The organism is Desulforapulum autotrophicum HRM2 (assembly GCF_000020365.1).
GTDB lineage: Bacteria > Desulfobacterota > Desulfobacteria > Desulfobacterales > Desulfobacteraceae > Desulforapulum > Desulforapulum autotrophicum.
The window spans coordinates 5,099,589-5,111,065 of the sequence record NC_012108.1 but is presented as its reverse complement, the minus strand read 5'-3'; the positions used below and the strand labels follow the sequence as shown (position 1 = coordinate 5,111,065).

Genomic DNA, 11,477 nt, shown 5'->3' with positions numbered 1-11,477 from the left:
TACTTTCTTTATGGGTGAGGTTCGGCCCTTCCCGTCAAGGCTGGGTTTGTCACTCTTTTGGGGGACTGTGAAACGTTCCTGTTCGGCAGACAGAATTATACAGGCAGAATCAAAAGGAGAAAAAATGAAAAAGACTATTTTTGCGGGTTTTATGATTTTCATGTTTTTGATTGCAGGGTTGGGTTCGGTCTCGGCGGAAACCCTTGAACTTCTCACCTGGAAAGGCTACGCCCCAAATGTCCTGGTGGAAAAGTTTGAAAAGGAAACCGGAATCACGGTAAAGGCAACCTTTACCAACAATGAGGAGATGATCGCAAAGCTTCGGGCAACAAGGGGAGCGGGCTTTGACCTTGCCCAACCGAGTCAGGATCGTATCTCGTCCGTGCAGGAGAAGTACAAGATCTATCAGCCCGTGGATTATTCAAAGATTGAGACCGGTCAGATCATTCCCTCGATGCTGGCTGCTGTAAAAAAGAATACCCTGGTTGACGGAAAGAGCCATGCAATTCCATTTTGCTGGGGAACATCGGGCCTGATTGTAAACAAAAAATTTGCTCCCCAGGCAGACGATTATTCGGCCCTTTTTGACAAAGCATATGCGGGTCGGGTGAGCTACCGTTTGAAACGGCCCACACTCATTGCTACGGCTTTCGCCCTTGGAGACGATCCCTTTGCGAAATACGGGGATGTGGATGCCTATACCGCCCTGATGGACAAGGTTCAAAATACCCTTATCCAGGCCAAGCCCCTGGTGAAAAATTACTGGGCCAATGGGGATGCCCTTCTCCAGTCCATGCGTTCCAACGAGGTTTATGTGGCAATGGCCTGGGACAACGGCGGTTGGAAACTGCACAGCGAAAATCCGGATATCGATTTTGTGGCACCCAAGAGCGGTGCCCTGGGATGGATCGATACCTTTGCCATTCCGGCAAAGGCCAAAAATATCAAGGCTGCCTATAAATGGATTAATTTCATGCTGCGGCCTGAGAATGCGGCGGTGTTTACCAATCTTGAAAAATGCGGCACCGCCTCTGATGGCGCCATCAAGCTCACCGACGTCGAGGTAAGGGATAATTTTGAACGTTCGTTTCCCCAGGCGGATATCGACAACATCAAGTGGTATCCCCCGGTTCCGGCAAAGCTTGAATCCATTGAAGGGATGATCCTCGATAAGGTCAAGGCCGCCAATTAATAAAAGGGGTCAGGCCTGGGATCAGGGCCGTTAGAGCCTGTGGTAAAAGCACAATCGTCCAAGCCTGACCCGTTCCACCGGTGTTTTTTTTCATATCAAACAGGCAAAATATGCAGATCGACCTATCGGTACAGAACGTTACCAAGAAATTTGATGCATTCACGGCCGTTGACACGGTTTCCTTTGACGTAGAGCAGGGCCATTTTTTTTCAATCCTCGGTCCTTCCGGGTGCGGCAAGACCACCCTTTTGCGGATGATTGCAGGATTTACAGAACCCACGGACGGCGTGATCGCCATCCGGGGAAAAGACATGCAGGGAATCTCTCCGAACCGGCGGCCCGTGAATCTGATTTTCCAGCACCTGGCTCTGTTTCCCATGATGGACGTGGCCGGAAACATTGCCTTTGGTCTGCAAAGACAGAAGGTTGCCCGGGCAGAGATCCAGAAAAAAATCGAAAAGATACTTGAAAGGGTCGGGTTGCCGGGATTTGGCGACAAAAAAATCGATCAGCTTTCTGGCGGGCAGAAGCAGCGGGTGGCCATTGCACGCTGCCTGGTACTGGAACCTACGGTTCTTCTCCTTGATGAGCCCCTTGGAGCCCTTGATCTTAAACTCAGGGATCAGATGAAGGTGGAGTTGAAAAAACTTCAGGCCAAGGTGGGAACCACCTTTGTTTACATCACCCATGACCAGTCTGAAGCCCTTGTGATGTCCGATTATGTGGCCGTCATGAACAAGGGCAGGTTTGAGCAGATCGATACCCCCCAGAACCTCTACAACAAACCCGCCACTCCTTTTGTCGCCCAGTTTGTGGGAGATAACAACGCCTGGTCGGGCAGGATTGCCGGGATTTCAGGGAAAATAGCCACCATTGTCACGCCCGAGGGCAATACCTTTACCATCAATACAGGGGAGAAATCCCTAACGCCGGGTTCCGGGGTTGATCTTTTTCTCAGGCCCGAGGCCATGGTCATTTCACCGGATCCGGCCATGGATAATCTGAACCGTTTTGAGGTGATGGTGAAGACAATCCTCTTTGACGGAGCAAACTCCCGCCTGCTCGTGACGCCGCTTAACTCGGAACAGGAACTCATTGTGGGACTGCCCCAGAACAGGCAGTTTGACCATATCCGGCCAAAGGACAAAATTGAAATCGGATGGCATGAGGATTCTGGTATCTGTTTTCCGGGCCGGGAGGGGGGATCATGAACAATCGGGGCCGTTGGTACCTCTTTTTTTTCCTTACTCCGATTCTGCTCTGGCTGTTTCTGCTCATTGTGCTGCCCCATATTGATCTTCTGGTCATGTCCTTCAGGGCTGAGGATGATTACGGGGACATGGTGTGGAGTTTAACGAACTATCTTAATTTTTTTAACGAACCCATCTACTGGGCCACGTTTGCACGCACGGCCATCTATTCCATCCTGGTGACCGGGATCACCTTTGCCATAGCCCTGCCGATCTCGTTTTACATCACCCATGTGGTGTCTCCTAAATTTTCCGGTGTTCTCATGGTATTGCTGCTTCTGCCCTTCTGGGTGAGTGAACTTGTAAGGGTGTACGGGTGGATGATCCTGCTGCGTGAAAGCGGGGTGATCAATCATTTTCTGGTCTCCCTTGGAATCCTTGACCACCCTGTGGAAATGCTCTACAACGATGCCACCATGATTGTCGGCCTTGTCTATACCTCCATGCTTTTCATGGTGGTGCCGTTGATTTCGGTGCTTGAAAGCCTTGACCGGGCATATATTGAGGCAGCCTTTGATCTTGGGGCAAACATGTGGACGGTGGTTGTCCGGATTATCATTCCCCATGCCATGCCCGGCATTGTCTCAGGCTCGATCGTGGTGTTCATGCTCACCCTTGGCAACTATCTCACGCCCAACCTTATGGGTGGCAAGAATTCTTTGTGGTTCACAGAGCAGATATACAACCAGTTCATTGCAAGCTTTAACTGGAACCAGGGCAGCGCCTTTGGTTTTCTGCTGCTGCTGCTCTCATCACTGATCATCTGGGTGGGCCTGAAACTTTCGGGGCAAAAGCTGGACAAGGTGGTAAAATGATACGATCCCTTCCCAATTCAAAGACATATTCAGTCAGTTTTAATCTTTATGTGACGCTTTATTTTATCTTTTTATTTGCCCCCCTTGCCGTGACATCCATTCTTGCCTTTAACGATTCCCAGTTTCCGGCCCTTCCGTGGAATGGGTTTTCCCTGGACTGGTTTTTTGCCGATTCACCCTTGCGGACGGGCATCTTCCATGATCAGCGAAACCTTGACAGTATCCTTGTGAGTGCCGAGACAGCATTCTTTGTCTCAATTCTTTCGACGGTGGTGGGAACCCTTGGGGCCTTTTTGTTTGAACAGGAGACCTTCCGGTTCAAACAGCTCCTCTATTTTCTCATGCTCGTGCCCCTGGTGGTGCCGGGGGTGATCCTCGGCATCTCCATCCTGCTGTTTTCCAACACCCTTGGCACTTTTTTCGAGGAGGCCTTTAACATTGACGTGGGGCTTTTCAGGCCAGGGTTTTGGCTGGTGGTCCTGGGGCAGTTTTCCTTTATCACCACCTTTGTCACCCTGGTGGTGTCGGCACGGTTGAAAAAGTTTGACCGGACTCTCGAAGAGGCGGCATTGAATCTCGGGGCGAACCGCATGGAGGTGATCTGGCACATCACCCTGAAGTTTTTGCGCCCGGCCCTCCTGGGTGCCTTTGCCGTGGCATTTCTCATGTCGTTTGAAAACTTCAACACTACACTTTTTCTGGTGGGGTCTGATCCAACACTGCCCATCAATCTCTATCTCCAGGTGCGTGACGGCAGTACCCCGGTGATCAATGCTGTTTCGTTCCTTTTGATCTTCGGCACCTCCCTTGCCGCCCTTGTGAATCTTTATTTCAGTCGAAAGAACGCATGATCCGGGGGCCCTGTAAACCTTGGCAGGATCAGGTCGGCTAAGCAGCTGATCGCGGGTCAGCCCGGGCCTGTTCCGTCACCAGGGCCGCCTTCAGAGCCTCGCCAATTTCATCCGCCAGGGTAAAGTCCTTGCCTGGTGGATGGTCGTCATCCAGACGGTACTGGCTGAGAAGCCCCCAGGGCAGATTCAAATCGGAAAATCGGATTCAAAATATTCAGATAGTGGACTATTTCCACCTGAAATGATAAATAGACTGAACAATTTGAAATTGTACGGGCATCCATTGTACAGGTATTAACGGTGAGAGGATAAAATGGAAAGATTTTTGGTGATTGCATTTTCTGCGGCCCTTGGGACAGCTTTTTTCCTGTGGTTTTCCCGGGCGGTCAAACAACCGTCCATGGGCAAGTATATCCTGTCACACCAGTGGTTGCTCCATCCGAACGCCATCTGCTACTGGCGGACCGCCCTTGCGACCCTGGGCTCTGTTCTTTATTTCTTTTCCCCCTGGCAGTGGCTGGCCATATTTATTTTCACCTTTGCTGCAATCCTTGATGGTGTTGACGGTGTTGTTGCCAGGGCCTGTAACCTGGGATCCACGTGGGGAGAATGGCTGGACCCCATGTGTGATAAATTGACCTATCTGCCGCCGTTAATTGGGTTTGCCCATGGGGGGATTTTATCGGTCAAGCTGATATGGATACTTGTGGCCATTGAACTTGTGGGGCAGTTTTTTGCCCGCCGGGTTCTGGCCTGGATGAAATTTTCTGTTGCCGCCAATAATTTTGGAAAGATAAAGGCTATTATCTGTTTTGGTCTTGTGATCCTGTGTGCATTGATGGATGAAAATCCGGGATTCATTAATATTGCCGATAATGTACTCATGGGCTGCATCATCCTTTCAGGGGCTTCAGTGGTCTTCAAATTTGTTCCCAACCGGCTGTATGCGGATATCCTTTCCGGGCTTAATTTTTGCTGCGGTGTGACAAGCCTTGTCCTTACCCATCACCACTATTTTGCCTGGGCCATCTGTATTATCATCATCGGACAGTTGTTTGATCTGTTTGACGGACGCATGGCTTTAAAGCATGGAGGGACGACATATGGTCCCTATCTGGACGATATCGCTGATTTTGTAAGTTTTGGGATGGCACCGGCCTATGTGATTGTGGAAAAGGGCGGTTCAGCCGCATGGCTTATCGCAGTGCTTTTTATCCTCGGGGTCGGCTTTCGCCTGGTACGGTTCATCCTAACGGACAAGAAACGGACAGACTTGCCCCAGGGTATTTTTAATGGACTGCCGAGCCCTGCGGGAGCCTTGATCGTTCTGGGAGCCTCTCTTATCTCAACGCCCCCCATACTGTGGTCGATGACCCTTGTCTCCGTGGGCCTGATGGTGAGTCATATCCGGTTTGCCCATTTTGGTCGGGTGATCCTTAAAAAAGTCCCCAAGCAGCTGTTCTTCATGATCAGTGCATCCATTATTGTGACCCTTGCATTTATTTTTAAGACAAAAAATGTCGAGATGTTTGGCTATCTGATCCTGGGAACAGTGGTGATCTATATGGCTTCAGGCCGGTTTTGGGTGCGCAGTTAGAAAAGTTGACATTATGGTGTGAATTCTATATTAAATTTGGGAAATATACGTTTGAAAATATACTCATTACAAATGAATATAGGATAAATCATGGCCATTCTGTCAAAGGCGTTTATTCAGAATAACATTGCCGATACTGCCCTTATTTTCCAGCGGGGTGAATCCATCTATCACCATGGATCTTATTTCCTTTCCCGAGAAAATTCCGATGGTTCCTTTGTATATGAAGTTGACGGAAGCTATGGAAACTATACCACCCAGGTGGCAATCAAAGGGGAGGAGGTGCTGACCTCGTGCAACTGCCCCTACCCCGGGGATGGATGCAAGCATGTTGTGGCGGCCCTTCTTAACGCAAGGGAGCTGCTCCTGAAAAGGGAAAAGGACAAGGTGACCACCCCGAACGACGATGATCCTTACCTGTCCGAGGATGAGATCCGGCAGCAGGCTCTGGCGGACAGAAAGAAACGGGCTGCCACCGAACCCTTTACCGTAATCCAGGGAGATATGTTCAAGGGCGATCACCTCGTTGTTAATAAAAACAACCGGGAGTACTGTGTCACCCTCCACAATCCAGAGCAGGGCATTGGTCATTGTACCTGTCCCGATTATCTGACCAACGGGCTGGGTACCTGCAAGCACATTCAATTCCTCGTCTCCCATCTTGAAAAAGAACCCGGATTTGCCCGACAGCTTTCAAAGGAGAGGTTTCCATTTGCCGATGTTTACTGGAACTCCCAGTGTAACGCCCCCCAGCTTTTTTCAGAACGTCTTGACCATGGGGACGGTGGGCTGAAATCCCTTTTTGAACCTTTTTTTGACGAGAACGGTCAATTTAAACCCGGGGAGATTTCCGAGATCATGACCCTTGTCAAAAGGGTGGACGGCGACAAACGGGTGCGCATCAGGGAAACCTTGCTGAATCGGGTGGACCGATATCTTCAAGGCAAACAGCTGGACGAACTCTCCCTTGAGGCCATCCCAGAACCATCCCTTAAGGCAAAACTCTATCCTTATCAGGAAGAGGGGGTCAGGTTCGGCGTGTTCAAGGCAGGGGTGCTCATCGGGGACGAGATGGGGCTTGGCAAGACCCTCCAGGCCATTGCCCTGGGCGTTTTAAAACGAGAGATTTTTGGTTTTTCAAAAATTGTTGTGGTGACTCTTTCGTCCCTGAAAGAGCAGTGGAAACGGGAAATTGAAAGGTTCTCCAGTGAAAAAGCCCTGGTGATAGAAGGCTCTCCCCTCCAGAGAAAGGCCGGATATAAAAACGATGACGCTCTGTTCAAGATTACCAACTATGAGGCGGTTCTGAGGGATGTCACTATCCTCTCAAATTTCAGGCCGGATATCATCATCCTTGACGAAGCCCAGCGCATCAAAAATTTTTCCACCAAAACGGCTGATGCCGTAAAACGGATTCCCCGACGCCACGCCATTGTGCTCACAGGGACCCCCCTTGAAAACAAGCTTGAGGATGTCTATTCCATTGTTCAATTCCTGGATCCTGATCTTTTAACACCCCTGTGGCGGTTTGCGGCAGACCATTTTCTTCTTTTGAAAAACAAGAATAACAGCATTGGTGGTTACAGGAATCTTGACCTTTTAAAGGAAAAACTCAAAGGGGTTGTGATTCGGCGTAAAAAAGAGGAGGTGCTCAAGGATCTGCCCCGGGAGGTTGTCAACAACTATTATATCGATCTTAACGACGAGCAGCTGGGAATTCATGGGGGGTATGCGCGAACCCTTGCTCCCCTGCTCAATAAAAAATATCTTACCCCCATGGACATCCGAAGAATCCAGGTGCTGCTCTTACGCATGAGAATGGTGTGCAACTCCACCTATCTGATTGACAGAGAGACCCATATCTCTCCCAAGCTCAAGGAGCTGGACAACATTATTGATGAGCTTGTGGTGCAGAACCGCCGGAAAATGGTTATTTTCAGCGAATGGACCACCATGACATTTCTCATTGCAAAACACCTGTCTGACATGGGGATCGAATTTGTGGAGCTTTCGGGTAAGGTCGCCGTTAAAAAACGCCAGAACCTCATCGATGAATTCACAAACAATCCCCAATGCAGGGTTTTTTTATCAACGGATGCGGGGGGGACCGGACTCAATCTCCAGGCTGCCGATTGCGTGGTGAACTTTGAACTTCCGTGGAATCCTGCAAAGATGAACCAGCGTATCGGGCGGGTCAGCAGGATCGGCCAGGCGAGCCAGTGCATCAACGTGATTAATTTGATTGCCAAAAACAGCATTGAAGAGAGAATCCTTGCCGGTATCCAGCTTAAGACCGATCTGTTCAAGGGGGTCTTTGACGATGACGGGCCGGACCAGGTGGCCTTCTCCAAGGAAAAAAGGGACGAGATGCTCAACCGGTTGAGATCCATGATGGGTGAGCCCCCTGAACCGGATCAGGAGAAGTATGAATCTGTGGTCCCGGAGGAAATTCCTGAAGATACCCCGGGTTATCTCAATCCTGAGGTTTTGAGCCGGGGCGAGACGGATGAAGAGGCATTGGATGAGGTTGGGCAACGGCCGACAGAGGAGGATACTGACGGGGCCGCCGGTGTTTTCAAGGCCCAGTCTCCGGAAAAGATCGAAACGGTTCTCAACTCGGGTATGGCCTTTATCTCCGGTCTCATGGAGATGGCAACCGGTCAGAAAATGGAGACGGCCCAGGGGCAGGACAAGATGATCACCATTGACAGGCAGACCGGGGAAGTGACTATGAAGTTCAAATTCCCGGGGTTCTAACTCAAAAGAGTAATGGTCTTTTTTTGTGGCAGGAAGATCCGCGTGGCAACCGCTTTGATCTTAATCATTCAACTTTTGGACTTTAGCCTAAAACGGCAACCCCGAAAGTTGAGTATTTGAATTTATAAAATCACAGAATAGAGTTTGTCCTAAAACAGATCTTTGGAATTAAATTTGGGAAATGTTGCCAAATAAGGAATAGGTTGGTTCAGGATGGTCTCCTCCTTTGCCTTTAATTCTCGGTGCAGTGCGGAATGTAAGATGAAATTTAGAAAGGCCCTCAGGTAATAATTTTCCGAGGGCCTTCTAACATACGAAATTTGATTTTGATTATTCTGCAAAAATATCTTCAGGGGAGTTATTTGAAAAAGTTGTTGCATCATCAATAATTAGATGTGAATTTGAATAAATTCCAACTGCTCCTGCCTCTGAAATCGCTGAATTATCAGAAAAATCAGAAGTTACGATCTTTGCATAGCCGCCTTCATAAACATATATTGCCCCTGAAGTTGTACCTGCAGTATTTCCTATGAATTCACAATCAGTAACCAGGACTGAAGAATAAATATCGTTAAGTAATTCCCAGGTATCATCAATTTGATCAAAATCTGTATCATTTAAGATAGATTGGGATGCACGGTCAATCACATAGATAGCTCCACCCGAAGTACCGGACTCATTATCGTTGAATTTGCAGTTATCAAATGTAGCCATTGAACCATAATCGACCAGGGCGGCACCACCTTTAAATACAACCGTATTCCCCTGGAAGTAACAATCTGTATATTTACTGTTGACTCCACCACGGTCAACAATGGCTCCACCATATACAGCTGAGTTATTAATAAATGAACAGTTCGCAACTACGGGGTTTCCGCCATGATATGTATAGATGGCTCCACCTTCCACTGCATAGTTTTCTTTGAAACTACAGTTGTTTATTATAGTATCAAATCCCAGGGTGGGCTCATAGGTGGGAATTACTCTATATCCTGCCAGATAGTTTAAAATTCCGCCACCTTTGTTATCATATATCTGACCGTCTGCAGCGTCGGCATAACCATTGGTGATGGTAAACCCGTCAATTAAGGCATTGTCTGCACCAATGACAACATGGTAATTGTTGTCCGCAGCAACATCAGGAACCCCAATATCGCCACTTAAGATTGTTGTGTTTACATCAATATTACGTTGATCTGTAGATGTTTCATCTCCGGCAAATCCACCATACAGGCTGACCCCTTCTCTTAATTGAATTGAATCAGATCTTGACTCACCCGCATAATAGGTGCCTGAAGAGACCCATACCTCAACTTTCTCACCTGTCTGTTCATATTTGGCATTGGCAAGGTCTAAAGCCGTCTGAACATCGGATAAAGCAGAACTCCAGCTATACCCGTTTCCTGAACCATCAACGCTAACGTATATCGCATGGTTAAGATAGCTGATATCAGAATCAGCCAGATAGTTTGTTACGTCTAGGGGGGTAATCTCCTCACCGCCTTCAACGGTACTCAAATATTCAATTACAGCCTTAATCTCGTCATCGGTTCTTGTTCCAGCAAACTCTGCATCATAACCGATTGCATTCCCATCTTTTCCGGCAGTGAAAGCCACTGACTTTGACGATAAACCATAGTTCGAATTATCAGCATATGTAAATAAAGGATCTTGATCTAGGACACCGTCACCTTTATAACCGCTCTCAATTATTGAATATGATGCCGTTAGGTTTGAATCGTTCCAGTTGTAGATGGATGCATAATCTTCTGGACATTCATTGTCCCAGATAATTGTATTTAACACCACTGGATCATTGAAGGGGCCTGTTCCCTGATACATTGCTGCTCCGGTTATTTCAGCAATGTTACCCACAAATGTACAGTTAACGACAACTGGATTGGAGACACCATCATTACCCATGGCGGCTGCAGATTCAGCTATATTGTTTTCAAACAGACAGTTGTAGAAGAATGGACTGCATCCAAAATCATTATAGACAGCACCTCCTTTTGATCCACACTCGTTTCCACTGAATGTCGTATCAATAAAGATAGCATCTCCACCCATGTCCAGGGAGACGCCTCCGCCTCTTGATTCAGCATAGTTGTTTTTAATGGTACAATTGATGAATTTGGGTAATGACTCGAGTTCCTTTGTCTCAATTATATAAACTGCACCAGCTTTAAGGGTCTGATTATTGGAAATAATACAGTTTTTAATTGTTGGTGCTGTTCCCCAAATTACTATTGCTCCACCATTATTAGTGGTTGTGGCATCCCCTGATAAAACTTCACCCGGTGTGGAATGTCCGCTTGAGTCAGCCCCTGTTGACGTTTCATCATCGGTTGGCATCTCACCATCGAGGGGCATTCCTTCCATGGACATTGAGGAAAAACCATTCCCGCCGGTAATTGTGAAACCATTCATAATATTATTTGCTGCAATTATAATATTATCTGTATTATCAGAGTTATCACCCGCAATACCTATGTCTCCTGAAAGAACAGTTGTATTTGTTTCCCAGTCCCTTGCACTTAATTCAGTTTCATCTCCGTTAAATCCACCATAGACATCAACATCATCAAGCATCAAAAAATACTCATTTTCATCATCGGTTGCAGATGGATAGTAAGTACCCTTAGCCACCCAAATTTGATCTCCTGCTTCTGCGGATGCCAAAGCAGCCTGCAAATCTGTATAGGCCTCACTCCAGTTTGAACCATCTCCGTCAGCCTTTGCATTGGCATCCACGTAAATTACCCCTTCTACACCGGCAACTTCTGTGGTGTCATCATCGTCAGAAGAACATCCCGTAAGTGCAAACGCAAACACAAGCATTGCGGCCAATAGTGCAATTAATTTTTTTTTCATTTTTTTCATGACTCCCTTTAGGTCTGATATTAATTAATCTTAGATTAAGGCAACTTTTTGGACCATCATAAACCGCCAGGGTAATGGTTTTTATGATAGCCATGACACGGCGGGTCTAAATTGCCCGGTGCAAAGAATCCC

Annotated in this window: 8 protein-coding genes; 6 read left to right on the top strand and 2 right to left on the bottom strand. The window is 47.7% G+C overall.

Annotation, left to right across the window (positions count from 1 at the left end):
* The first annotated feature begins 124 nt into the window (after nt 1-124).
* From HRM2_RS22415 to HRM2_RS22400, 4 genes are all read left to right on the top strand, one after another.
* Nucleotides 125-1,192 carry an extracellular solute-binding protein gene (locus HRM2_RS22415; protein WP_015906315.1) on the top strand — a complete coding sequence of 356 codons (1,068 nt, stop codon included), beginning with the start codon at nt 125-127 and terminating at the stop codon, nt 1,190-1,192.
* A 110-nt stretch (nt 1,193-1,302) separates the two neighbouring features.
* A complete protein-coding gene (locus HRM2_RS22410) occupies nt 1,303-2,403 on the top strand; it encodes an ABC transporter ATP-binding protein (RefSeq protein ID WP_015906314.1) in 1,101 nt (366 codons plus the stop codon).
* Nucleotides 2,400-3,257: an ABC transporter permease gene (locus tag HRM2_RS22405; protein WP_015906313.1), complete on the top strand. Its 858-nt coding sequence runs from the start codon at nt 2,400-2,402 to the stop codon at nt 3,255-3,257. The genes HRM2_RS22410 and HRM2_RS22405 overlap by 4 nt, the downstream gene beginning before the upstream one ends.
* Nucleotides 3,254-4,108, top strand: a complete 855-nt coding sequence (locus HRM2_RS22400) for an ABC transporter permease (RefSeq protein ID WP_015906312.1) — start codon at nt 3,254-3,256, stop codon at nt 4,106-4,108. The genes HRM2_RS22405 and HRM2_RS22400 overlap by 4 nt, the downstream gene beginning before the upstream one ends.
* 37 nt (nt 4,109-4,145) lie before the next feature.
* Here the strand turns inward: HRM2_RS22400 and HRM2_RS27255 are convergent, their stop codons facing one another.
* The gene (locus HRM2_RS27255) at nt 4,146-4,298 is read right to left on the bottom strand and encodes a hypothetical protein (protein WP_187149303.1); all 153 of its coding nucleotides are present in this window, start codon (nt 4,296-4,298) and stop codon (nt 4,146-4,148) included.
* A 123-nt stretch (nt 4,299-4,421) separates the two neighbouring features.
* Here HRM2_RS27255 and HRM2_RS22395 point away from each other — a divergent pair, with 123 nt between their 5' ends.
* Both HRM2_RS22395 and HRM2_RS22390 read left to right on the top strand, forming a co-directional pair.
* Nucleotides 4,422-5,705 carry a CDP-alcohol phosphatidyltransferase family protein gene (locus HRM2_RS22395; RefSeq protein WP_015906311.1) on the top strand — a complete coding sequence of 428 codons (1,284 nt, stop codon included), beginning with the start codon at nt 4,422-4,424 and terminating at the stop codon, nt 5,703-5,705.
* 90 nt (nt 5,706-5,795) lie between these two features.
* Nucleotides 5,796-8,462 (top strand): DEAD/DEAH box helicase, encoded by a 2,667-nt coding sequence (locus HRM2_RS22390; RefSeq protein ID WP_015906310.1) that lies wholly within the window; start codon nt 5,796-5,798, stop codon nt 8,460-8,462.
* A 330-nt stretch (nt 8,463-8,792) separates the two neighbouring features.
* Here HRM2_RS22390 and HRM2_RS22385 read toward each other — a convergent pair whose 3' ends face one another.
* Nucleotides 8,793-11,336 carry a right-handed parallel beta-helix repeat-containing protein gene (locus HRM2_RS22385; RefSeq protein ID WP_148214694.1) on the bottom strand — a complete coding sequence of 848 codons (2,544 nt, stop codon included), beginning with the start codon at nt 11,334-11,336 and terminating at the stop codon, nt 8,793-8,795.
* Nucleotides 11,337-11,477: the final 141 nt, after the last annotated feature.